We start from the raw sequence: 22,896 nt of genomic DNA on the forward strand, positions 1-22,896 counted from the left end.
ACCATCATGCACCCGGGACAACCCGGGGCCATGGCAGGAGACAAAGATGAGAGCAAAGTACCCCGCACCGCCCGTCCAGGGCGAGACGCTGCAACGGGACGATGCGCAGACGTTCGAAGCGGCCACCTACGCGAAGGTCGCGCGCCGGTTGATCCCGTTCCTGATGTTGTGCTACCTCGGCGCGTATCTCGATCGCGTCAACGTCGGCTTCGCGAAACTGCAGATGCTCAACGATCTGCGCTTCAGCGAAACGGTCTACGGCATGGGCGCAGGCATCTTCTTCCTCGGCTATTTCCTGTTCGAGGTGCCGAGCAACCTGATCCTGCATCGCGTCGGCGCGCGCCGCTGGCTCGCCCGCATCATGCTGACGTGGGCGGTGATCTCGGCGAGCTTCGTGTTCGTCAAGTCGCCCACCGCGTTCTACGTGCTGCGGTTTCTGCTCGGCGTCGCCGAAGCAGGCTTCGCGCCGGGCGTGATCCTGTACCTCACGTACTGGTTCCCGTCGGCGCGGCGCGCGAAGGCGCTGTCGCTGTTCTTCATGGCGATTCCGCTCGCCGGGATCATCGGCGGGCCGCTGTCGGGCGCGATCATGCATTCGCTGCACGGCGCGATGTCGATGGCGGGCTGGAAGTGGCTGTTTCTGCTCGAGGCGCTGCCGTCGCTCGTGCTGGGCTTCGCGATCCTGCTGTATCTCGACGACGGCATCGCCGGCGCGAAATGGCTGACCGACGCCGAGAAAGCCTTGCTCGCGCGCAACGTGTCGGCCGATGCCGCGCACACCACCGCCCACCTGTCGATCCGGACGTTCGTCGCGGACCGCCGCCTGTGGCTGATGGCAGCGATCTACTTCTGCGTGGTGCTCGGGCAGTACGGCCTCACGTTCTGGCTGCCGACGATCATTCGCAAGGCCGGCGTGGCCGATCCGCTGTGGGTCGGCCTGTTCACCGCGATTCCGTATGCCTGTGCGATCGTCGCGCTGCCGCTGATCGGCATCAGCGCGGATCGCCGCCGCGAACGCCGCTTCCATCTCGCGGTGCCGATGCTGGTCGCGGCGGCGGGCTTCGCCACGTTGCCGATGCTCGGCAGCGTCGGCGCGTCGATCGTGTGCCTGAGCATCGCGTCAGCCGGCATCCTCGCGTCGTCGTCGCAGTTCTGGTCGCTGCCGACCGCGTTGCTGGGCGGGATGTCGGCGGCAGCGGGCATCGCCGCGGTCAACTGCTTCGCGAACCTGGCGGGCTTCTTTTCGCCGGCGATCGTCGGCTGGCTGAACGACCTGACCGGCAAGTCCACCGCTGGCCTGATCTTCATCTCCATCGCGGTCACGTTCGGCGCGCTGCTGGTGTTCCTGGTGCCGCGATCCGTCAACCGCTGATAACCGCTGATTCATTTGCATTCCTTCCGACCCGATACTGGAGTGATCGATGGCTACCGAAACCATCCATGAAGCGGTCACGCTCGCCGAGCGCGCGTACCGCATCCGAAGAAACGCCGTGCTGATGGGCGAAGTGCAGGGGCAGGGCTATGTCGGCCAGGCGCTCGACATCGCCGACGTGCTGGCCGTCGCGTATTTCGGCGCGATGCGCTATCGCGCCGACGATCCCGACTGGGAAGGGCGCGACCGCTTCCTGCTGTCGAACGGGCACTACGCGATCGCGCTGTACGCGGCGCTGTTCGAAGCCGGCATCCTGCCGGCCGAGGAACTCGAAACCTACGGCAGCGACGACAGCCGCTTGCCGATGTCCGGCATGGCGAGCTACACGCCCGGCATGGAAATGTCCGGCGGCTCGCTCGGGCAGGGCCTGACGATCGCGGTCGGCCGGTGTCTCGGCCTGAAGCGCAAGGGCTCGGATGCGTTCGTCTATACGCTGTTTTCGGACGGCGAGCTCGACGAAGGCGCGATCTGGGAAGGGCTGATGTCGGCCGCGCACTGGCAGCTCGACAACCTGATCGCGATCGTCGACGTGAACAACCAGCAGGCCGACGGCCCGTCGACCCAGGTCATGGCGTTCGAGCCGCTGGTCGACAAGCTCGCGGCGTTCGGCTGGTACGTGCAACGCGTGGACGGCAACGACATCGACGCGGTGAAACGCGCGTTCGACGATGCGCGCCGGCGTGACAAGCCGCAGCCGCGCATCATCGTCTGCGACACGAAGATGGGGTGCGGCGTGCCGTTCCTCGAAGCACGCGAGAAAAGCCATTTCATCCGGGTCGATGCGCACGAGTGGCAACTCGCGCTCGACGCACTCGAAGCAGGGAGACACGCATGAGCACCGCCGACAACAAGCCGCGCCTGAAGACTTCGGCGATGATCGCGTCCATCGCGGCGGAAGGGCAGGCGACCCGCTCCGCACCGTTCGGCCATGCGCTGACGGAACTCGCACGCACGAACGACAACGTGATCGGGATGACAGCCGATCTCGGCAAGTACACCGACCTGCACATCTTCGCGAAGGCATTCCCCGAGCGTTACTACCAGATGGGTATGGCCGAGCAACTGCTGATGGGGGCCGCCGCCGGGTTCGCGCACGAGGGCGCGCAGCCGTTCGTCACGACCTACGCGGTGTTTGCGACGCGCCGGGCGTACGACTTCATTCATCAGGCGATCGCCGAGGACAATCTCGACGTGAAGCTGGTGTGCGCGTTGCCGGGGCTCACGACCGGCTACGGGCCGAGCCACCAGGCCGCCGAGGATCTGGCGCTGATGCGCGCGATGCCGAACATGACCGTGATCGATCCGTGCGACGCGCTGGACATCGAGCAAATGGTGCCGGCCATCGCCGCGCACAAGGGACCGGTGTATGCCCGTCTGCTGCGCGGCAACGTGCCGGCCGTGCTCGACGAATACGATTACCGTTTCGAACTCGGCAAGGCCAAGTTGCTGCGCGACGGCAACGACGTGCTGCTGATCTCGTCCGGGATCATGACGATGCGTGCGCTCGAGGTCGCGAAGGCGCTGGAAGCCGATCGCGTCGATGTCGCCGTGCTGCACGTACCGACGATCAAGCCGCTCGATACGGCGACCATCGTCCGCGAGGCCGAGCGCAACGGGCGCATGGTGATCGTCGCGGAGAACCATACGACGATCGGCGGGCTCGGCGAAGCGGTCGCGACCGCGTTGCTCGGGGCCGGCGTCGCGGTACCGTTCCGTCAGATCGCACTGCCGGATGCGTACCTCGCCGCGGGCGCGTTGCCGACGTTGCACGAACGGTACGGGATCTCGGCCGGCGCGATGCGCGCGAATATCAGGTCGTGGCTCGGATGACCGGTCGAACGTTCGACACCCGCTTGTCGACGCGCAACGAAATCTCGCCGTTCGGCGATGTGAAGCGGTCGGGATTCGGCCGCGAAGGGGCCCACGCCGGTATCGACGGTCACCGGACCGTCAAATACCGGTGCGGGGCGGTTTGAGCGTCGGCGAGTGACCCGGCTGCCTGCGCACCGCAAACCCGTTCGCCGGCGTGGCAGCCGGGCCGGCGCCGGTCGCAAGCGCGATCTACGTCACGCTCGCCGTCGTGCGCGCGGTACGTCGCCCGAATCGCGGTTCGACCCGGCTCGATTTCGTCTTACATACCGATCCGACACGAACGACCGTCGCTGGATCCATGCGAGCGCGAGTTCGAGCGCCTGATCGCTTGCTTCGCGGGTATCGGCGAAGTCGCCGTCGACGCCGAGCGCCCGGATTTCACCGTCGCGATCCGTGAGGATCGCCGTCGCCGAGTAGCGGCCCGTCTCCGTGTCGGTCACCACGGCCCGGACCGCATATCCGCCATGTTCGATCGTCCTGGTGGTATGCATCAGATGCCTCCTGCAGGAAATACGATATGTGCGACGACTCGCTGGCGCCGCCGCGCAAGCGGGGCGCCAGCACTTCACGCCGCGAGCGTGAGCCTCCACTCATCCCGCCGTCACCTGGATCCGCCGCGGCTTCGCTTCCTCGCGCCGCGGGATGCTCAGTTTCAGCACGCCGTCGCGCAGTTGCGCGTCGATGCGCGATACGTCGAAATCCGGGCTGAGCGTGAAGGCGCGCGAGAAGTGCGGATGCTGCACTTCGCCGTGCTGCAGACGCAATCCCGCTGGCGTCGGAATGACGGCCTCCGCTTCGATGGCAAGGTTGCCGTCGTGCACGCGGACGTCGAGCTTGTCGCGCGGCACGCCCGGCAGGTCCGCGTACAACGTAATGCCGTGCGCATCCTCGACGATGTCGACGGCCGGCGCAATGCGCGTGCGCGGCGTGTCGCGCTGGGCCGCTTCACGGTTCGTCACGGCCGTTCGCGTATCGGCCGGACGGGCGGTCAGTTCAGTCGTGTTCGTGTCACTCATGATGTCCTCCGTCATGCGTTCGTGACGTCGTACTGCTTACTGGACGGTAATCGCCCGCGGCTTCGACGCTTCCGACTTGCCGACGCTGATCGTCAGGCAGCCGTCCGTATAGCGGGCCTCGATCTTGTCGGGGTCCGCATCCTGCGGCAGTTCGACCACGCGGCGGAACACGCCCATGAACCGCTCGTTCGCATAGATGCGCCGCTCGTCGTCGGTCGTGCCTTCGTCCGGGGGTGTGCGCTCGCCGCTGATCGACAGCAGCCGGCGATCGACGGAGATGTCGATCTTGGCGGGGTCGAGACCCGGCGCGAACGCGACGATCTCGACCGTGTCGTCAGTGCTGCCGATATTGACCGGTGGAAATGCACCGGGCCGCGGCGCGCGCAGACTGGCTGGAAAGCCTGTGAACACGCCGGCCATTTGCCGTTGCAGGCGGTCGAATTCCGCCAGCAGATCGGAGGGGTAGAAGATATCGCTCATGATTGGCTCCTGTTGCGTCCCCAGCGGGGAACGAACCGGACCACGCGCTCCAGTTCGTCCATCCGCGAGAAGGTCGCTGACTAACAAATCGAAACACGCAGCGCGTCAACCGCGACTGCCTTGAGCGATACCTAAAATAGGACACGCCGCGTAAATTTCAAGGGGGAGGGCGTCGTCCCGGCCGATCCCCGGGGTCCCCTTGATTGTGGTGCATTTTGCCGGTAGGTTGGCCTAAGCCCAGCAAGGCTTAGCGATCCGTCTCCATTATAAAAAACAACAAATTCAATAGCTTGCTGATTGGGTTTGCTGCGCGCTATCAGTTAGGGTTCCACACGATGATTAAAAATTGACTGTTTGGCCACCTATTTGCATCAGGCTGTCGCTTGATAGATTCCACATGCCAAGCTTGCCGAGCTTCGACGCAAGCTGCAGCCGCGCCGAGCGCCAGTCGGTCAGCGCCTGAATCCGTTGCTTCTTCGCGTTGGCCAGCGCCGATTGCGCATTGAGCAGTTCCAGAATGCTGCCCACACCGATCTGATACCGACGCCGAGCCGCGTCATACGAGTGCTGCGCAAGCGTCAGCAGGTTCGCGCTGTTATCCAGGTTCTTTGTCGCACCTTGCAGCGATTGATACGCGTTCCACACATCGAGCCCGACCTGCTGCCGCGCTTCGGCCAGCAGGTCGACCTGTAGCTCGGTCTGAGCCTCGGCCTGCCGCACCTGATAGGTTCGCACAAAGCCCTCGAAGAACGGAATCGTCACCTGGAACCCGAGATACCACTCCCGATGCGTCGCCGGAAACACAGGGAATCCTAATTGCAGGCTCGTCGGCTGATTGTTGAAGTTGTACTGGGCGACCAAGTTCAGGCGCGGCAATCCTTCGGCTCGGGTCTGCGCCGCCTTGGCCCGCGCGGCTTCCACTTGCGCCACGGCCGCCGCGACGCCCGGATAGTTGCGTTGCGCGTCCTCAATGAGCGAGGCCACCGAGTCGCCGAATTCATGGTCGGGCTTCACACCATCACCGACGTCCGGCAGCACGATCGGCGTCGCGGGCGCGAGATTCATGTCCGACGCGAGCTTGCCGATGGCGCTGGCCCAATCGCTCTCGGCCTTCGTGCGGCTCACGACCGCATCGGCATACGCGGTCTGCGCCTGCAACTGATCGCTGATTGCTGCCACGCCCCGATCAGTGCGTGCAGTCGCCGCGTCGGCGCTGGTCTTGGCGGTTTGCTCAACCTCGCGAGCCGCCGCAAGCGTCCCTTGCGCCGCCTGCGCCGCATAAAAGTCCCTGGCGACCGTGCCGAACACCGTCTGCAGCGTTGCGAGCTGATTGGCCTGCGCGGCAGCTAGCAGTTCGTTCGCGTTGCGCAGCGCGGCCGAGCGGCCAACGATACCGACGACCTCCCCGGCCGCGATGTCGAGCGATACGTCATCGAGAATCGTCGGCCCGTCCGGCCGGTAGCGGAAGCGGATCGACTGGAAACTGATGTTGCCGCGCACGGCCGGCAGTGTCTGGCGGCTCTGCGCCAGTTCAGTGCGGGTGTTCAGAATGTCGCCAAGCCGGCTCATCGAAATGCCGACCTGCTGGAAATCCTGCCAAAGCTGTGCGAGCCGCAGCACAGGGGCAGCTACGTGCTGGGACATCATGTTGAACGCGACCAACTGGCCGACCGAGAGCTTGCCCTCGATCACGAAGCGGGCGCCCAGATAGAGCGTCACTAACGACACTAGTTTGCCAACCAGTTGAATCAGTTGCTGGCCGACGTTTCCAAGTGCGGTCACCCGGAAACCCGCCGCGACATAACCGGCGAGCTGGTTGTCCCAGCGACGCGTGAATTGCGGCTCGATCGCCATCGCCTTGACGGTTTCGACGCCCGAGACCGTTTCGACCAGGAACGACTGGTTATCGGCCGTGCGTGCAAACTTCTCGTCGAGCCGCTTGCGCAGGATCGGCGTGATCAGTATCGAGATCGCCGCGTACACCGGCAGCGAGACGACCACAACCAGCGTCAACCAGACGCTGTATACGCACATGACGGCCAGAAAGATGATCGAAAAGAACAGGTCGATCACGGCCGTGAGAGCCTGTCCGGTTAGGAAGCTGCGGATGTTCTCGAGTTCGCGCACGCGCGCGACCGTGTCACCGACGCGCCGCACACCGAAATACGCCAATGGGAGTGTAAGCAGATGCCGAAATAGCTTCGCACCAAGCTCGACGTCGATTCGACTCGCGGTATGGGCGAACACATAGTTCCGGACCCCTGACAGCAGAATCTCGAATAGGCCGCTAACTAGCAGTGCGACACACACGACGTTCAGCGTATCGAATGCGCGGTTCACCAGCACCTTGTCCATCACCACCTGAAACATCAGCGGTGAAACGAGCGCGAAGACCTGTAGCGCGGCCGACACGATCAGCACTTCGAGCAGGATGCGTCGGTACTTGACGACCGCCGGCACGAACCACGAGAAATCGAAATGCGCGAGCGCGCCAGCCAGCGATGCGCGCGAGGTCAGCAGCAGTAACTGGCCGCCGGTTCGCGCAATCACGTCGGTCGGCGAAACGATCTCCGTTTGCGTGGCGCCCGCCTCGACAATCAGCGCTTTCTGCGCATCACACGCAGCCAGTACAAAATGCTGGCCGGCTTCGTCTAGCATGAGCGCCGGCTTGGGCGTCTCGGTCAGCCGCTCCGCTGTCACCCGTACCCGTCGCACCTTCAAGCCGAGCGAGCGTGCGGCCAGTTCCAAGTCGTTGACCGACAGTTGATCGGCTTGCACGGCAGCAGCGTGTCGCAGCTGCTCGGCGTTCGCCGCAATTCCGTGATACTGGGCAATCACGACCAGTGCGATCAACCCTTGATCGTCCATCTGCCCACATTCGGGCACGGTTTCATTCATCTCAACACCGTCGATTCACGCAAAAAAACCGTCCGCAAAAAACTATTGCGGGTGGCTCGTCGAAACGCAACGCGCTAATGTAAATTAGAAGCAAGCACGGGTTTCAACACTTGTCGGTTAAAGCAGAATATCTGTCATACCCGTCACTGCCATAGGAAATGCCGGTTCGAATCAAAATGCGACGTATGGTGCCGATCCGCCAGTTGCAGTCCGGTCCATCCCGAGATAAATCGTACGATCGTAGAAGGTATACCCGCCGATACCGCTCGATACGCCATTAATCGAACGGATCACGCGCGCAGTGGCTACCGGATCGTCGGCAGGCGGTAGCATTGGCGCACCGCCCAGTTCAGCGGACACGCAGAAGCTCCACAGCAAATTTATTACAGTTAGTGCGGCAATCAGAATTTTGTTAAGTCGCATCTTGCATGTCCTGATGAAGCAGCTTTGTGTCGGGCGTGCCGCTGGCACTGATGCGTAAAAATCGTCACAGCGCCCATCTGTTGCGCACTGTGATTCACGCCAAAATGTCGCCTAAAAGGAAGACCACTTGACGCACCCTAGGCGCGCGGTGCTCGCTGCTTGCCGCTGTCTATGATTTCCAGCAATGCTGATATGTGACTGCGACAGAGTCCTCGATCGAGCGGTTTGGCCCTCAAACCCATCGATGTACGCGGCGCTGTCGCAGGTCGCCCCGTTCGTCAACGCAGCGGATTGCTTGCTAATACTGGACTCGGCTGCCCGGCGGCGTCCGGAGTTAGCGTCACTTGGCCCGCGCCCTGAGGCGCACCAAAACTCGCCATCGCCTGAATCAACGAAGCGACCTGTTTGTCGGTCTGATTCGGCGGGCCATACAACGCCCGAATCGTGTCGACATCAGCCGCATCCAGCGTCCGATTGCCCGCCGTCAAGTCGTAATTCATGATCGAGTGGAAATTCGCGCTGTCCGCCAAGCCCAACGCATGCCCGATCTCATGTAGCACGACTTGCTCGAACGTGGCGTCTGTGCCCGCATAAGCAAGCTGTCCATCCGCGCCAGAGGCCAGCGCATTCTGACTTGGCGATTCGAGCTGAATCCTAACGTTCGGCGCAAACACTCCGTGATCCGCCTGATAGAGCGTAAAACCAACCGCTCCCGTTTGCGCAGTATCAAGGTTGGCCCAGCCCAAGCGAATATCCGCCGTCGACGACGTCGCAACCTCCTCGAATTTCAGACCCGAGGCCGCTGCCCATGTCGAGAATGCGCGCTTGACCGCCTGTGCCTCCATCGCACTAAATGCCCCGTTGGCCGAATCCAGACTCCACGTTACGGTGCGCGTACTCCAGCGCGCACCTTCTAGATCATTCGATAATGTCCCACCCGACTCACCGGCTCGCGCAGCATCCGCTGCCTGCGCGATACCCTGTGCAACGGCACCGGGATCGACGCCTAACGCTTGCTCGAGTTGCACAACTTCAGGAGCGCCACTCTCAAGCTTCGCTTGAATGATCGAACGCACACCGGAAAATCCAGGGGCTGCCCCCGTAGAAGGCGGAACGCCAACTTCTGTCGGGCGGACATTAACGGGTGTAACTGGATCAATAAGCGGCACCCAATTCCCGAACCCATCCGGAATCGATACGACACCACTAGGACTACCGCCACTGCCGGGCGGCATTGTTGACGGCTTCGGCGGGTAAAGATCACGTATTGGATTAGGCGGCAACAATGGAAGAAAAGCATCTGGCCCCGGTCCAACCGTTCCGTTCGGGGAAACCTGAGCGCCAACCGGGACATACACCCCATGATTCGCAAAAGTACTATTACTCGGCGGTTTGGGTGGCGGAAGTACGGTTACCGGTCGAGGTGCCCGGGGCGCCCAATTGATGCCTCCTGCGGGTGGTGCAGTCGGATTGATTGTGTAGGAACTCCCATCGGGATTGTACGTTGTTATTACAAAAATCCCGTTCTCATTGTTTCCCTGAGTTCTGGTAAGTTTTCCGCTGCCGTCATAATATGATTGCCTCGTCAAACTTCCATTATTATCAAAATTGTCTTTCTCGCTAATTACGCCATTGGCATCGAAATGGTCGGTCTCAATAATCTTGTTGGCACGATTAAAGATGTCCGTTGTTTGCACGGTGCCATTGGTGCGATACTGGGTGCGTGCAACCAATACACCATCGTAAGTATATGCCTCTGCCGTCGAAGATCCATCGGATTTAATATTCTGAATAACATGCCCACCTGGATATTGCACCGTCACCCTGCGGCCACCGTCGCTGAAATACTCGAAATTCGATACCTTGGGTTGTCCGCTTGTCCAATCCGTAATCTGAACAACTTGTCCGGAAGCGTTAGTTTCGGTGGTTACCTCGGTGTTGTTGCTTGTGTTGAAAATCGTTGTTTTAACCCCGCCGTTTGCACTGTTCTCGATGTGCTGAGTTTCCACGCCGTTCGCGTCAAAATAATCAGCTGAGAAGAGTTTTCCAGTATCCTTTGTAAACTGTTGCTCGATCCGACTTCCGTCTGCGTTATAAGAAATCACACCATTGGTAGAAGAGCCAAGCATCCAAGAGGTCGTACTAACTTTCCGTCCACTGGAGTCGTAGATTGTTGAAAGGTGCGCACCGACAACACCTGAAGGCAAAAGCGTTGTGTCATCAGTCGGACGCCCTGAGGTGTCGCTGATTACGGTTCGAATGCTAGGCGCACCGTCGATGGTACGCGAAGCCGTTAGCTCGAAGCCTGAATTGTTCGCGTTAATTCCATAGAGCCCCTCACTTGACCAGGCGAGCAAACTACCATCTTGCAGTGTCGCAACACTAGCCGATGCCAAGTCGCCATGGGCAGCCAACCAAGATGCTGGGATCCGAGACACGGCCGCGACAGTCGTCTTCAGCTCCAGTTGGGCCGCTACTGTCATCCAGTAAGAACTGGGGTTTTGTCCCGATTGTTTTGCATATGCCTCCCAAGCGGGACGCCCAGCTACGAGCGTATCCAGAACCGAGTAGGTATTGACTGTCCCAGGCGCAACCGCCGACAGACTGGCTCGCAACCCTCCAAGAAGTACCGACATGCCAATATCAGCAGCGGTAGGTACCGAGGGCAGCCAGTCAGCTGGACGAGCCGCGCCATTGGCCTGAAAAGCCAAAAATTGAACCGCATTGACCATCTCACCCAACTTTTGTCCAAAACTCTGCGTGGTAGCGTCAAAATTGTTGGTTAGACGGCCCCACACCAACAAACGTCCAAGTGACCCCATGTCAGTTTTGTATGTGGCCAGCAATTGCTGCTGATCCGCTGTCAGCCTGTTGGTGTCAACTGAATTTAATGCGGCACGCAGCGCCGCACCGAATGCGTTGACCTTGGCCGTGTATGCATCAAAGTTGCTATAGGGTGCCGACAAAGCCGACAAATTGGCCGAACTACCGCTCAAGGCGAGCGATGCCGATGAGACATTTTCCAGGGCACTGGCCAACGCCGTCAAACCGCGGTCCCGTAGCGCAGCGGCTGTGCCCAATACCTTAATATCTGCTGGATTGCCATTTCCATCCGTCGTCGTGATCGCTGTCAGTGAACTATTTACATCACGACTGAACGTTTGCTTGAAAACCAGTTGCTGACTGGCGCTGTACTGTTCAATGGCGGTAACCGCTTGTGACGAATCGAATAGTACCTTCTTGCTTTCTCCCGACACATACTGAATCGTAGCGGATTGTGGCGTGCCATCAGACGGGCTGTAGATAAAATTTACGCCCGATGTCTCCGGTAGCTGGACTCCTTGGGTACCTGTTGAGTTTGATGCCGACGCCGGATCGAAATAGTCACGCATCGAATTTGGATCTTCCGAATACAAATGGAAGAAATTAACAAATTTTTCCTCTCCATTTGGATTCTTTATTTTTACTGCAGGAAACGAATCCATCATGGGCGCGATGGCATGCGCTAGCTTGGCCAGGACCTGAGAAGCGTCCGTTGCTCCCGCGGCCTTCTCGGTGGCGTACGCTGCGTCAAGTGCCGATTGAAGCTTCCCCCCGGATACCTCATCGCCAGACAATGAAATTCTAATTCCATTTGGATTGCTACTGGATTTTGTATTCACCTGAATTTGCTGCTGAACCGCGTAATTATTGGCGAGCGATTCGGATTCAGTGGTAATTCCGACTACTCCTGAAATGATGCCATCATCCTTCCCGCCCGGAAAGGATGTCATTGCATCATAAGTTTTTTGGTCGTTATAATAATTTACGATGTGACCCATTTCATAGCTCAGCTTCTCTATGAAAAAGCTTGCGCTTCCGCCAACAATATTTGATCCGAGTTGAATTTGAAGAACAGTTCCGCCATTTTGGCTGACTGAAGACACCGTTTTTGAGCTGTCTGGATTATATCCCGCGGAGCTGCGAAGCACACCGATCGGCAATGCAGAACCATTGTCAATCGATTTTTGGTAATTGAGCAATTGCTGAACCAAGAGCGGGCTGGAGTTTATAAGCGCCAGTTCATCTGGTGTAGGCGATTTTACGAATTTCCAGAGCGACTCTTTCCCGGTAATTTTCAACGATTCGTCAGCCACGAAATTCCCCTATTTTACATGTTTGACTTGATGAAACCCAACGTAAATTAGACACTGCGGTTTTTGCGATGTTGAAGCCATTTCCAAATTTATTCCATCATCATTGGGTGGTGTATAGCGCATCTCAAAAACACCTCTGTCAAGAGAGTAACCTCCATCTCTGAAAAACCTTTTTACATCCCCCTCGGAGATGCAAATTTTTTCTTGGTTCAATTGCACATGAAAGAAAATCTCGACCTCTCCGTTCTTCTTAAACTCCTTTCGATACGGTCTGTCGCAATGAGGCTGCACCCCATCGTACTCGACGAAATACCAAGGGATTTTTGAGAAATGAAGATATTGACCAACTCCAATTCTGTAGTTTTTATCCGATGACAATCCGCAAGGAGCATCGGGAATTCGAATCTCACCGATTCCATTGCCTTTCATAGTGATGCCTAATTTCTCTGAATAAAAGTTGACGTCCCCAAGATCATCATGATCAACAATGGCGCGAATATTTTTCATAATTTCGTCAGCCATCGTCGGAGGTGCAACATCGCCGCCCCCAAATACAACCTCTGCGTTAGAGCAAGAGATTGACAGGCAAAAACAAAAAAATACCAATATTTTTTGCAAGAGGCCGCTCCGTCTCCCTTTCTTCACCTTCATTAGCATCTCCCTTCTCTTCGAATCGAAGTCAGGTTAAAACGTGGTCGAAAACAAGCCTGCTCGCCTCTTACAGAAAGTCCCGATACTTGCTCACCAGATCGCGCTTGGCTGCACCCCTGTTGGAAGGTAATCCGGTAACCATGCTTGCCCGTAGAACGACAGCATGTGCCCGCCCTGGTGACTCATAAAATCACTCAATTGAAGGTTAACCACGCCGCGCGGGCATGTCCGATAGTTGGATTGTTCACACGTCGTCTGATAGTCCTGAAGTGCTTTTTGGTATTCGTTAAAATATATTCCAAACAATGAAGATAAGTCCGGAACATTCGGCCCTTCCCAAGCGACCGCAAACACGGTGTTGTACTGATCAATATATTCGCGCAAGATCGTCCCACCAAGCAAATTTGTCTGGCGAACCGAATAACTAGTATTATTTGTTGTTGAATACATTTCTCCTGATGCCGGAATTCGGGGAGCCGCTCCGAGTTCCGCATACACCAGACTCGACAGCGCGAGCAAAAATGCGGGGAGGGCAACGAGTCCTGTCAGGATAGAGATTGCCTTTTTCATGCTTTGATTTCCAATGGTAAGTTTCTCGAAAATAAACCGCCTCCGATCGGACATTGGTCTTGTGTTGATAAGGCAGTATTCAATGCCAATTTCAGGCAAACCTCACTATTAAAGGCAGCTGCACACATTCAAGGAGTGATCTAGTGATGAACTTTACAACATCAAAGAGCTGCCATTGTTGCTTATGGTGGAAAACAGTTTCAGCGACTCTGAAACCTGCGTCACCGAGGGGACTCTTGTTGATGAGAATGGGGAATGCTTCCGGAGTATTGAAAATAGATAAGCGTCACATCATTCCTGACCCGAGGAGCGAATGGCATTCGAGCATTTCGGACATGATTTCACTCTGACATTATGCCTTAAGCCTAGAGCAGCGTAAAACTTACCGGGTTGTGCTGTCATATTTAACAGGGCCAAATATTGAGATAATTGAGTCAACTGCGCGCTGCAAATTCTTGGAGTCGTTACAGTTAATTTCCGTTGTTTGATTTTCGCGGCTCCCGTCGAACAGGGAAATCGTGAGCCTGTCCTACGTGAATCGATAACGATTGCTCGACGCGTCGTTTCCCGCCACGCTGCACAGTCCGTTTTTCTCGCGGGAGTGCGGGCGATAGACTACTGGCGACTGGCGTATCTCGGGATGCGGCATTTCTCGCATGAACTGACCGAGTTCGAACTCGACACTTTCTTCTCATTCTCCGCCCGCGAGTGCGCCCTCATCGACGGTCGCCGCTCCGCCTGGCGGTCGCCCTCCACCTCGGCTTCGTGCGAATGACCGGGCCGCACGCTCGATGCTTACAAACGGGTAAAGCTTTTGCGGCAGCATCTCGGCGAGCAGCTCGGCATCGACCCGCCGGATCTGGGGACATTGCGCGCACTGTACGATGACCGCACCGACACGCTTGCCGATCATCAGCGCCTTGCCTACGACGCGCTCGGATTCAAGCCCATGGCCGAGCAGCAGCGGCGCTACGTCGTGCGCTGGCGTAAGGAACGGCTGTCGGGCCGGCAGGATCGCAGCACGGCGGCAATGTCGGGTGGCAGGTCGGGAATCGCGACATCGGCCAGGCGAGCCCGAACGACCTCCGCGTCGATCGCATTCAGCGGTCGAACGAGCGGCGCCGAGTCATCGGATCGCGGGACGCACACAAAGCTTTCAAATCGAAAGCAACCACGGCTTGCCTATCGGCCTTGTTCAGAAGCACGGCTCGACGTCGACGCACCGAGCGCGGCGGCCTCCTGTACATACCAATCCAGCGTCTTCACGATCCCCGTTTCGAAGCTCTCCGCCGGCCGCCATTGCAGTTCGCGGTCGAGCTTCCCCGCATCGATCGCATACCGCCGGTCGTGACCGGGGCGATCGGTGACGAACCGGACGAGGCGCGCATGCGGGGCGCGCTCGGGCCGTCGCGCGTCGAGCAGCGTACAGATCAGCGCGACGATGTCGACATTGCGCCATTCGTTGCAGCCGCCGACGGTGTAGGTCTCGCCGACCGTCCCGCGCCGGATCACCGCGTCGATCGCGCGGCAATGGTCGTCGACGTACAGCCAGTCGCGCACGTTCGCGCCGTCGCCGTACACGGGGATGTCGGTGCCTTCGATGCAATGACGGATCACGGTCGGAATGAACTTCTCGGCGTGCTGGCGCGGCCCGTAATTGTTCGAGCAGTTCGTCGTGGTGACGGGCAATCCATACGTATGGAAATAGGCGCGTACCAGATGGTCCGAGCTTGCCTTGGTGGCCGAGTACGGAGAGTTCGGCGCATAAGGCGTCGTTTCGGAAAACGGCGGGTCGTCGGGGCCCAGCGAGCCGTACACCTCGTCGGTGCCGATATGGTGAAAGCGGCGGCGCGCGTGGGCGTCGGCCCGGCCGAGTTTTTGATCGTTCAACCAAATCTGGCGGCACGCATCGAGCAGCGTCCAGGTGCCGAGCACGTTGGTGCGGACGAATTCGCCGGGGCCGTCGATCGAGCGGTCGACGTGGCTTTCGGCCGCGAAGTGGACGACGGTGTCGATCGCATGGTCGCGCAGCAGCGACTCGACGAGCGGTCGGTCGCAGATGTCGCCGAGGACGAAGCGATGACGATCGGCGCCCGGCAGGTCGTCGCCGAGATTGTCGAGGCTGCCGGCATAGGTCAGCAGATCCAGCGTGACGACGCTGACCTGCGGATCGCTTTCGAGCAGATGACGAACAAAATTGGCGCCGATGAAGCCGGCGCCGCCGGTCACCAGAACATGTTTGGGTCGATAGCTCATGATGTTCTCTTCCAGGTGGCCAACACTTCGGTGAGACCCGCGATCCACGAAGGCGATTCGACCCCGAAGTGTTCTCGCAGGAGGCTGCAGTCGAGCGCGGAATTTGCCGGTCTCGGCGCAGGCAACGGATAGGCGTCGGTCCGGATCGGCCGGACGAGCGGCACGCGGTCGATGAGGCCGGCGCGCCGCGCCTCGGTGAAGATCGCTTCGGCGAAGCCGTGCCACGTCGTCACGGGCATGCCGCACAGGTGATAGGTGCCCCAGCGCAGCGCTTCACCGGCCCGGTATCGCGCCGCGATCGTCAGCAGCGCGTCGGCGATCGCCCCGGCATGGGTCGGGCCGCCGTACTGATCGGCGACGACGCCGACGACCTCGCGTTCGCGCCCGACGCGCAGCATGGTTCGGACGAAATTGCCGCCGTGCGCGCCGAATACCCAGGCGACGCGCAGAATCAGATGACGGTCGGGCAGCCGCTCGCGCACCGCTTCCTCGCCCGCGAGCTTGCTCCGGCCGTACACGCCGAGCGGCGCGACGGCGGCAGTTTCCGCATACGGGCCGGGCATGCGGCCGTCGAACACATAGTCGGTCGACAGATGGATCAACGGAATGCCGCGCGCGGCGCACGCGTCGGCCAGCACGGCGGGGCCGTCGCGGTTCGCCTGCCATGCGGCATCGGGCTCGGTCTCCGCCCGGTCGACGGCAGTCCATCCGGCGGCATTGATCACGAGCGCGGCCCGGTGTTCGTCAAGCGCGCGGCGCACCGCGTCTGCGTCTGCGATGTCGAGCGCGGCGCGCGACAGCCCGACGAGCGGCTGCTCGCCCGCGCGCAGCACCAGTTCGCGGCCCACCTGGCCGAGTGCGCCGGTCACGACGATCGTCATCGCGCGCTCCCGTATGCCGGCAGCAGCGCCGGCGCGCCGGCGGCCAGTTCGGCGAGCGGAGGCTGCCGCCGATCCTTGTCCGACAACTGATACGGCGCGCCGGATGCCGGCCAGTCGATGCCGATCTCCGGATCGTCCCAGCGCACGCCCGCGTCCGACTCGGGATCGTAGTACTGCGTGCACTTGTACGCGAAGTCGGCCTCGTCGGACAACACGCAAAAGCCGTGCGCGAAACCGGGCGGAATCCATAGCATGCGATGGGACACGTCGTCGAGCTGCGCCCCGAACCAGCAGCCGAAGGACGGCGAGCCGCGCCGGATGTCGACGGCGACGTCGTAGACCGCGCCGCGCGCCGCGTGGACCAGCTTGCCTTGCGGATTCACCCGCTGGTAGTGCAGCCCGCGCAGCACGCCGCGCCGCGAGCGCGACTGGTTGTCCTGAACGAAGGTCGCGTCGACGCCCGCGTCGCGCAGCCAGCTTGCCCGGAAGCTTTCGACGAAAAAGCCGCGTGCGTCGCCGAACACGCCGGGCTCGATCAGCAGCACGCCGGGCAGCGGCGTTTCGATCACCCGTGTCATGCCGCGACCTCCTTGCTCAGCAGATCGAGCAGATAGCGGCCGTAACCGCTTTTCGCGAGCTTGTGCGCGAGCGTTTCGAGTTGTTCCGCATCGATCCAGCCGAGCCGGTACGCGATTTCCTCGGGACACGCGATTTGCAGGCCCTGCCGCGCCTGCATCACCTGGATGAAATTGGCCGCGTCGAGCAGCGATTCGTGCGTGCCGGTGTCGAGCCATGCGTAGCCGCGCCCGAGTATCTCGACGTTCAGCGCGCCGCGCGCGAGATACGCGAGGTTCAGGTCGGTAATTTCCAGTTCGCCGCGCGCGGACGGCCGCACGGCCTTGGCCAGTTCGACGACGTCGTTGTCGTAGAAATAGAGGCCGGTGACCGCATAGTGCGACTTCGGCTCGCGCGGTTTCTCCTCGAGGTCGATCGCGCGGCCGTGCTCGTCGAACGACACGACGCCGTAGCGCTCCGGATCGCGCACGTAGTAGCCGAACACGGTCGCGCCGGTCGTCCGTGCGGCGGCTTGTTGAAGCAGCGACGACAGCGCGGGCCCGTGATAGATGTTGTCGCCGAGCACGAGCGTCGCCGCGTCGCGGCCGATGAACGGCGCACCGATCACGAACGCCTGGGCAAGACCGTCGGGGCTCGGCTGCGCCGCATACGAAAAGTTCATGCCCCACTGGCTGCCGTCGCCGAGCAATTGCTGGAACGCGTCGAGATCGCGCGGCGTCGAGATGATCAGCACGTCGCGGATGCCGGACAGCATGATCGTGCTGAGCGGGTAATAGATCATCGGTTTGTCGTACACCGGCATCAATTGCTTCGATACCGAATGCGTGAGCGGATGGAGCCGGGTGCCCGAGCCGCCCGCCAGAATCAGTCCTTTACGGCCAATCGCTGTTTGCATGAGGTCCCTCGCTGCAAGAGGAAAAAATGCGTGCGTGATACGTGGAATGCACCGAATGCGTCGCTTGCACTGATTGCACTGATTACCGTCGATACCCGTGCGCGCCCGGCTACGGCTGCTCGGCGCCGCCAGCGTGAATCGCACGAAATACGATCGCGAAGCCGAGCGCGTACAGCGCGGCGATCACCGCGAAGCCGGCGGCCGTCGCGCGGTCCGGATCGTCGACCACGTGCAGGATCACCGATGCGATCGCGATGCCGACGAGCGAGCCGATCTGCCGGCTCGCGTTCAGCGACGCGGCGGCGAGGTTCGCGTCCGCCGCATCGGCCGACTGCATCACGACGAGATTCATCGCCGGAATGGCCTGGCCGGCGCCGAAGTTCGCGAGGCCGACCGCGATGGCCAGCACCGGATACGGCATCGCCGCGACGCCGACGAGCGCCACGCTGCCGAGCGCGGCGAGCGCGAGCCCGGTGAGCAGCGTGCGGCGCGCGCCGAGCCGGGCGCTGACCTTCGCGGACGCGAGGTTGCCGATGCCGAACATCGCCATCAACGGAAACAGCTCGAACCCGGCGACGAGTGCGCTCGCGCCGCGGACGTTCTGCAAATAGAGGCTCAATAAAAAGATCTCGGCGAGAATACCGAAGTTGATCGCGAGGCCCAGCGTGCTGCCCGCGACGAAACGCCGGTTCGCGAGCAGCGCCGGCGACAGGATGCGCGAGCCCGCGTAGCGCTCGCGTAATGCGAATGCGGCGGTGGCGGCCAACGTCGCGGCCACGCCGGCGATGATCGACGGCGAACTCCAGCCGGCGCTGGGCCCTTCGATCAGCGTGAAGCTCAGCGCGGCGAGCGCGAGCGCGCCGAACAGATGGCCGAGCGCATTCAACGGGCCGGGATGACGCGGCGCCCGCGCGATATGCCGGTACGTGAGCCACAGGCCGGCGATACCGACCGGCAGGTTCACCCAGAAGATGCCGCGCCAGCCGATCGCGTCGACCAGCACGCCGCCGACGCAGGGGCCGAGCGCCATCGCGGCCGACACCAGCGCGCCCCAGATGCCGATCATCCGCGTGCGCAGCGGTCCCGGCGGGAACGCGAGCGTGAGCAGGCTCAGCGAACTCGGCATGAAGAGCGCCGCGCCGACGCCCTGTGCGAGGCGCGCCGCGACCAGTGCGCCGCTGGACTGCGCGGCCGCGCACAGCACCGACGCGCCGACGAACAGCGCGAGCCCGGCGACGTAGACGGCCTTCGACCCATAGCGGTTCGCGAGCGCGCCGCCGAGCAGCAGCAGCGCGGCGAAGCTGAGCGTGTACGCATCGACGACCCACACCAGCGCGGTCAGCGACATCGACAGACTGGTTGCCATGGCCTTCAGCGCAACGTTGACGATCGTCACGTCGAGCATGGCCATCACGAAGCCGCACGCGAGCGCGACCATCACGAGCACGGGGCGCGCCGTCGCGGATGCGTACGCGCCGGCGGCCGGCGCGGCGCCGCCGCCGCTCATGCGGCCCTCCCGCCTAGGTACAGGCGCCGCATCTCGTCGCTGTCGAGCAACTCGGCCGCGGGACCCTCGAGCGCGACGCGCCCCATCGTCAGCACGATGCCGCGATCCGCGATGCGCAGCGCCTCGATCGCATTCTGCTCGACCATCAACACACCGATATGCTCGGTGTCGCGCATCCGGACGATCGCGTCGAACACCTCGTCGACCATCTTCGGCGACAGGCCCGCCGACGGCTCGTCGAGCAGCAGCAGCACCGGGCGCGGCATCAGCGCGCGCGCGAGCGACACGATTTGCCGTTCGCCGCCCGACAATGCGCCGGCAAGCGACCGGTAGCGCCGCCGCAGGACCGGGTACTGCTCGCACAGCTCGTCGATCCGCGCCTCGCGCGGAAACGCCGACATCGACTGGCCGCCGAGCATCAGGTTGTCGCGCACGGTCAGCGACGCGAACACGTTGTCGGTCTGCGGCACGAAGCCGATGCCGTATTCGCGGATCTTTCGATGGACCGGCACGCGCGCCACGTCGGCGCCCTGGATCGTCACGCTGCCCGCACGAGGCAGCACGAAGCCCGCGATCGCCTTCAGCAGCGTCGATTTTCCGCAACCGTTCGGGCCGAGGATCGTCACGATGTCGATGGCGCCGACCGTGAGCGACACGCCATGCAGGATGTCGACTTCGGGCGTATAGCCGGCGACGAGTTCGCGCACGTCGATCATGACGCCTCCAGCGGACGGGGGGCGGCATGGGCGCGCCCGAGATACGCGTCGAGTACGCGACGGTTGCGTTCCAGTTCGGCCGGACGGCAGTTCGCGATCGTCACGCCGCGGTCCAGTACGACGCAGCGGTCGCAGAGCTCGCGGATGAAATGCATGTCGTGCTCGATGACGACCAGCGTGACGCCTTGCTTGCGAATCCGTTGCAGCTCGTCGATCAGTTCGCCGCGCAGGTTCGGGTGCACGCCGGCCGTCGGCTCGTCGAGCAGCAGCAGTTTGGGCTCGGTCATCATCGCGCAGGCGATGCCCAGCAGCTTCTTCTGGCCGCCGGAAATCGACGCGGCGGAAAGGTGCGCGACGCCGGACAGCTTCAGCTCGTCCAGCAGCGTGGCGGCGCGCGCACGGGTATCGGCATCGAGCGAGCGCGTCGCGCGGCCGCGCCAGAGGGCGGCGGCGATCCCGTGGCGGGCGGACGAGGCCGCCATCGCGAGTTCGAGCACGGACATGCGCGCGGGCATCGACGGCAACTGGAACGTGCGGCGCACCCCCAGCCGGGCGATCCGGTGCGGCGACAGCGCGTCGATCCGCTGACCATCGAAGCGGATGGCGCCCGCCGCGAGCGGCGCGAAGCCGGTGATCGCGTTGAGCGCGGTGCTCTTGCCGGAGCCGTTCGGGCCGAGCAGTCCGACGATCTCGCCGCCGTCGACCGATAGCGTCACGCCGGACAAGACGACGTTCTCGCCGTAGCGGATCGTCACGCCGTCGAGATCGAGCAGCGCGCTCATGGCCGCACCTCCAGGCGTTCCGGCACGAGCCCGTGCGGGCGCCAGATCACGCACGCGAGCAGCATCAGGCCGACCAGGCCCAGCCGCACCGCGCCGGTCAGGTCGCTGCCGACATCGAGCCAGTCCTTGAGAAACGGCGCCAATGCGTAGACGGCCTGCACGATCAGCGTGCCGACCAGCACGCCCATGTGGCTGCCGAGGCCGCCGACCATCACGACGGTCCAGAGCGCGAAGGTTTCGGACGCGATCATCGCGTCCGGCCCGACATAGCCGATGTACCACGCGGCGAGCGCCCCGGCGAGCGCGGCGGGCAGTGCCCCCGCGATGCACGCACGCGTCTTCAGCGCGAGCGGATCGTAGCCGAAGCAGACCGCGAGCGCGGGTTCTTCGCGCATCACCTTCAGCGCCCGGCCGAAGCGGCTTGCGGTCAGGCGCCGGTACGTCGCATAGGTGAGCGTGAGGCAGCCGGCCGTGACCGCGAGAAAGGCGAGATCGGCCCACGGCGCCCGCAGCCCGGGGAACAGCGGCGCAATGCCGCCGATGCCTTGCGCGCCGCCGGTGAGCCAGCTTTCGTTGAGCGCGATCGTGCGCAGGATCTCGGCGATCGCGAGCGTCGCGATCCCCCAGTAGTCGGCGGAGAGTTGCCGCCCGAGCCGCGCGACGACGATCGCCAGTGCACCCGCGGCGGCCAGCGCGAGCGCCAGCGCCGAAGGCAACGGCCAGCCGAGCTGCGACGCGATGCCGGCCGCGTACGCGCCGAGCCCGCCGAACGCAATGAAGCCGAAATTGACGAGGCCCGCATAGCCGGCCTGCAGGTTCAGCCCGAGCGCCATCGTCGCGTACAGGCAGCCGACGGTCAGCAGATGGATGACGAAGCTAGACACGCCGTACCTCCCGATCGAAGATGCCATAGGGCCGGAAGATCAGTGCGACGAGCAGGATCGCGAACGACACCGCGCCGACGTACTCGACCGGAAAGAATTGCATCGGCCGATCGACGAGCCCGCCGAAATCGACGTTCAACGCGACGGTTTCGGCCACGGCGATCAACAGCGCGCCGGCCGCGGCGCCGAGCGGATTGCCGAGACCCCCCAGGATCGCCGCGGAAAACACCGGAATCAGCAGTCCATAGCCGAGATTGACGTGCACGCTCTCGGTGGCGCCGAGCATCGTGCCGCCGAGCGCCGCCAGCACGCCGCTCGCGAACGTGATCACGTTGGTCACGCGCGTCGCGTCGATGCCGGTCGCGAGCGCCAGCGCGCGATTCGAGGCGAGCGCACGCATTGCCCGCCCGAGCCCGGTGCGGTACAGCAGCGCCGCGAATATCGCGAGCGCGCCGGCGCCGCATGCGATCGAACTCAGTTGCGGCACGGACAGCGCGACGCCGGCGATCACCATCGGCGGATGCACGTCCTGCGCATACTGCTGCGGGCGCGAGCCGGCGACGCCGAGCACCAGCGCGACCGCGAGCATCGAGATCGCGAGCGAGCCGATCATCGCCACCGCGCTGCCGGAGCGCAGCAATCTCGCGAAAACGAACAGGTTCAGCAGCGTCGCGGCGGCGCCGACCAGCGCGCAGGACACGGCCGTCGCGAGCGCGAACGGCAGTCCCGCGCGTTCCAGCCAGAGCGTCGCGAATGCGCCGAGCATCGCGTACTGGACATGCGCGATGTTGGGAAAGCGGATCAGCGAATAGAGCGTCGACAGACCGACCGACACGAGCAGCAGATCGGCGGTGCGGATCAATACGTCGACAATGAATGACAGCATGGCGATGTCCTCTCGTTCATCCAGGCGGGAGGTCG

Annotated in this window: 20 protein-coding genes and 1 pseudogene; 4 read left to right on the top strand and 17 right to left on the bottom strand. The window is 62.1% G+C overall.

Annotated elements, in window-relative coordinates:
• Nucleotides 1-46: 46 nt before the first annotated feature.
• Genes HWW87_RS16375 through HWW87_RS16385 form a run of 3 tightly spaced genes read left to right on the top strand, consistent with a single transcriptional unit; the run spans nucleotide 47 to nucleotide 3,262 of the window.
• Entirely contained in the window at nucleotides 47-1,372 is a 1,326-nt protein-coding gene (locus HWW87_RS16375) for an MFS transporter (RefSeq protein WP_175821170.1), read from the top strand.
• A 49-nt stretch (nucleotides 1,373-1,421) separates the two neighbouring features.
• The gene (locus HWW87_RS16380) at nucleotides 1,422-2,267 is read left to right on the top strand and encodes a transketolase (protein ID WP_175821171.1); all 846 of its coding nucleotides are present in this window, start codon (nucleotides 1,422-1,424) and stop codon (nucleotides 2,265-2,267) included.
• A complete protein-coding gene (locus HWW87_RS16385; protein WP_175821172.1) occupies nucleotides 2,264-3,262 on the top strand; it encodes a transketolase family protein in 999 nt (332 codons plus the stop codon). Before HWW87_RS16380 ends, HWW87_RS16385 begins: the two co-directional genes overlap by 4 nt.
• A 236-nt stretch (nucleotides 3,263-3,498) precedes the next feature.
• Here the strand turns inward: HWW87_RS16385 and HWW87_RS16390 are convergent, their stop codons facing one another.
• The 8 genes from HWW87_RS16390 to HWW87_RS16425 all read right to left on the bottom strand — a co-directional run bounded on the left by HWW87_RS16390 (nucleotide 3,499) and on the right by HWW87_RS16425 (nucleotide 13,478).
• A complete protein-coding gene (locus HWW87_RS16390; protein ID WP_175821173.1) occupies nucleotides 3,499-3,795 on the bottom strand; it encodes a hypothetical protein in 297 nt (98 codons plus the stop codon).
• A gap of 99 nt (nucleotides 3,796-3,894) precedes the next feature.
• Nucleotides 3,895-4,320 (bottom strand): Hsp20/alpha crystallin family protein, encoded by a 426-nt coding sequence (locus HWW87_RS16395; RefSeq protein WP_244107256.1) that lies wholly within the window; start codon nucleotides 4,318-4,320, stop codon nucleotides 3,895-3,897.
• A gap of 36 nt (nucleotides 4,321-4,356) precedes the next feature.
• Complete coding sequence (locus tag HWW87_RS16400) at nucleotides 4,357-4,800, bottom strand: Hsp20/alpha crystallin family protein (protein ID WP_175821175.1); 444 nt, start codon at nucleotides 4,798-4,800, stop codon at nucleotides 4,357-4,359.
• 339 nt (nucleotides 4,801-5,139) lie between these two features.
• A complete protein-coding gene (locus HWW87_RS37160) occupies nucleotides 5,140-7,698 on the bottom strand; it encodes an ABC transporter transmembrane domain-containing protein (RefSeq protein WP_244107257.1) in 2,559 nt (852 codons plus the stop codon).
• Nucleotides 7,699-7,869: 171 nt separating this feature from the next.
• Nucleotides 7,870-8,121, bottom strand: coding sequence for a hypothetical protein (locus HWW87_RS16410; RefSeq protein WP_175821176.1), 252 nt, complete (start codon nucleotides 8,119-8,121; stop codon nucleotides 7,870-7,872).
• A gap of 278 nt (nucleotides 8,122-8,399) precedes the next feature.
• The gene (locus HWW87_RS16415) at nucleotides 8,400-12,257 is read right to left on the bottom strand and encodes a matrixin family metalloprotease (protein ID WP_175821177.1); all 3,858 of its coding nucleotides are present in this window, start codon (nucleotides 12,255-12,257) and stop codon (nucleotides 8,400-8,402) included.
• 9 nt (nucleotides 12,258-12,266) lie between these two features.
• Nucleotides 12,267-12,908 carry a hypothetical protein gene (locus HWW87_RS16420; protein WP_175821178.1) on the bottom strand — a complete coding sequence of 214 codons (642 nt, stop codon included), beginning with the start codon at nucleotides 12,906-12,908 and terminating at the stop codon, nucleotides 12,267-12,269.
• Nucleotides 12,909-12,998: 90 nt separating this feature from the next.
• A complete protein-coding gene (locus tag HWW87_RS16425; RefSeq protein ID WP_175821179.1) occupies nucleotides 12,999-13,478 on the bottom strand; it encodes a DUF2844 domain-containing protein in 480 nt (159 codons plus the stop codon).
• A 610-nt stretch (nucleotides 13,479-14,088) separates the two neighbouring features.
• On the opposite strand from HWW87_RS16425, the pseudogene HWW87_RS37165 reads away from it, so the two are divergent.
• Nucleotides 14,089-14,496, top strand: a pseudogene (locus HWW87_RS37165) (DUF4158 domain-containing protein); the annotation flags it as partial.
• A 164-nt stretch (nucleotides 14,497-14,660) separates the two neighbouring features.
• On the opposite strand, the gene rfbB reads toward HWW87_RS37165, so the two are convergent.
• From rfbB to HWW87_RS16470, 9 genes are all read right to left on the bottom strand, one after another.
• Nucleotides 14,661-15,734: a dTDP-glucose 4,6-dehydratase gene (gene rfbB / locus HWW87_RS16430; RefSeq protein WP_175821180.1), complete on the bottom strand. Its 1,074-nt coding sequence runs from the start codon at nucleotides 15,732-15,734 to the stop codon at nucleotides 14,661-14,663.
• Nucleotides 15,731-16,615 (bottom strand): dTDP-4-dehydrorhamnose reductase, encoded by an 885-nt coding sequence (rfbD, locus tag HWW87_RS16435; RefSeq protein WP_175821181.1) that lies wholly within the window; start codon nucleotides 16,613-16,615, stop codon nucleotides 15,731-15,733. Before rfbD ends, rfbB begins: the two co-directional genes overlap by 4 nt.
• Nucleotides 16,612-17,193 (bottom strand): dTDP-4-dehydrorhamnose 3,5-epimerase, encoded by a 582-nt coding sequence (rfbC, locus tag HWW87_RS16440; RefSeq protein WP_175821182.1) that lies wholly within the window; start codon nucleotides 17,191-17,193, stop codon nucleotides 16,612-16,614. Before rfbC ends, rfbD begins: the two co-directional genes overlap by 4 nt.
• A complete protein-coding gene (rfbA, locus tag HWW87_RS16445; protein ID WP_175821183.1) occupies nucleotides 17,190-18,086 on the bottom strand; it encodes a glucose-1-phosphate thymidylyltransferase RfbA in 897 nt (298 codons plus the stop codon). Before rfbA ends, rfbC begins: the two co-directional genes overlap by 4 nt.
• Nucleotides 18,087-18,195: 109 nt before the next feature.
• Nucleotides 18,196-19,593: an MFS transporter gene (locus HWW87_RS16450; protein WP_175821184.1), complete on the bottom strand. Its 1,398-nt coding sequence runs from the start codon at nucleotides 19,591-19,593 to the stop codon at nucleotides 18,196-18,198.
• On the bottom strand, nucleotides 19,590-20,309 hold the full coding sequence (locus tag HWW87_RS16455; protein WP_175821185.1) for an ABC transporter ATP-binding protein: 720 nt from the start codon (nucleotides 20,307-20,309) through the stop codon (nucleotides 19,590-19,592). The genes HWW87_RS16450 and HWW87_RS16455 overlap by 4 nt, the downstream gene beginning before the upstream one ends.
• The gene (locus tag HWW87_RS16460; protein WP_175821186.1) at nucleotides 20,306-21,091 is read right to left on the bottom strand and encodes an ABC transporter ATP-binding protein; all 786 of its coding nucleotides are present in this window, start codon (nucleotides 21,089-21,091) and stop codon (nucleotides 20,306-20,308) included. The genes HWW87_RS16455 and HWW87_RS16460 overlap by 4 nt, the downstream gene beginning before the upstream one ends.
• A complete protein-coding gene (locus HWW87_RS16465) occupies nucleotides 21,088-21,975 on the bottom strand; it encodes a branched-chain amino acid ABC transporter permease (RefSeq protein ID WP_175821187.1) in 888 nt (295 codons plus the stop codon). Before HWW87_RS16465 ends, HWW87_RS16460 begins: the two co-directional genes overlap by 4 nt.
• Nucleotides 21,968-22,861 carry a branched-chain amino acid ABC transporter permease gene (locus HWW87_RS16470; RefSeq protein WP_175821188.1) on the bottom strand — a complete coding sequence of 298 codons (894 nt, stop codon included), beginning with the start codon at nucleotides 22,859-22,861 and terminating at the stop codon, nucleotides 21,968-21,970. The genes HWW87_RS16465 and HWW87_RS16470 overlap by 8 nt, the downstream gene beginning before the upstream one ends.
• Between the last annotated feature and the right edge of the window lie 35 nt (nucleotides 22,862-22,896).

It is taken from the genome of Burkholderia sp. BCC0419 (assembly GCF_902830285.1).
Taxonomy (GTDB): Bacteria; Pseudomonadota; Gammaproteobacteria; order Burkholderiales; family Burkholderiaceae; genus Burkholderia.

Bases quoted from the DNA above. Each gene is read 5' to 3' on its own strand.
- HWW87_RS16375 (WP_175821170.1), top strand. From the start codon at position 47: ATGAGAGCAAAGTACCCCGCACCGCCCGTCCAGGGCGAGACGCTGCAA.
- HWW87_RS16380 (WP_175821171.1), top strand. From the start codon at position 1,422: ATGGCTACCGAAACCATCCATGAAGCGGTCACGCTCGCCGAGCGCGCG.
- HWW87_RS16385 (WP_175821172.1), top strand. From the start codon at position 2,264: ATGAGCACCGCCGACAACAAGCCGCGCCTGAAGACTTCGGCGATGATC.
- HWW87_RS16390 (WP_175821173.1), bottom strand. From the start codon at position 3,795: ATGCATACCACCAGGACGATCGAACATGGCGGATATGCGGTCCGGGCC.
- HWW87_RS16395 (WP_244107256.1), bottom strand. From the start codon at position 4,320: ATGAGTGACACGAACACGACTGAACTGACCGCCCGTCCGGCCGATACG.
- HWW87_RS16400 (WP_175821175.1), bottom strand. From the start codon at position 4,800: ATGAGCGATATCTTCTACCCCTCCGATCTGCTGGCGGAATTCGACCGC.
- HWW87_RS37160 (WP_244107257.1), bottom strand. From the start codon at position 7,698: ATGAATGAAACCGTGCCCGAATGTGGGCAGATGGACGATCAAGGGTTG.
- HWW87_RS16410 (WP_175821176.1), bottom strand. From the start codon at position 8,121: ATGCGACTTAACAAAATTCTGATTGCCGCACTAACTGTAATAAATTTG.
- HWW87_RS16420 (WP_175821178.1), bottom strand. From the start codon at position 12,908: ATGAAGGTGAAGAAAGGGAGACGGAGCGGCCTCTTGCAAAAAATATTG.
- HWW87_RS16425 (WP_175821179.1), bottom strand. From the start codon at position 13,478: ATGAAAAAGGCAATCTCTATCCTGACAGGACTCGTTGCCCTCCCCGCA.
- rfbB (WP_175821180.1), bottom strand. From the start codon at position 15,734: ATGAGCTATCGACCCAAACATGTTCTGGTGACCGGCGGCGCCGGCTTC.
- rfbD (WP_175821181.1), bottom strand. From the start codon at position 16,615: ATGACGATCGTCGTGACCGGCGCACTCGGCCAGGTGGGCCGCGAACTG.
- rfbC (WP_175821182.1), bottom strand. From the start codon at position 17,193: ATGACACGGGTGATCGAAACGCCGCTGCCCGGCGTGCTGCTGATCGAG.
- rfbA (WP_175821183.1), bottom strand. From the start codon at position 18,086: ATGCAAACAGCGATTGGCCGTAAAGGACTGATTCTGGCGGGCGGCTCG.
- HWW87_RS16450 (WP_175821184.1), bottom strand. From the start codon at position 19,593: ATGAGCGGCGGCGGCGCCGCGCCGGCCGCCGGCGCGTACGCATCCGCG.
- HWW87_RS16455 (WP_175821185.1), bottom strand. From the start codon at position 20,309: ATGATCGACGTGCGCGAACTCGTCGCCGGCTATACGCCCGAAGTCGAC.
- HWW87_RS16460 (WP_175821186.1), bottom strand. From the start codon at position 21,091: ATGAGCGCGCTGCTCGATCTCGACGGCGTGACGATCCGCTACGGCGAG.
- HWW87_RS16470 (WP_175821188.1), bottom strand. From the start codon at position 22,861: ATGCTGTCATTCATTGTCGACGTATTGATCCGCACCGCCGATCTGCTG.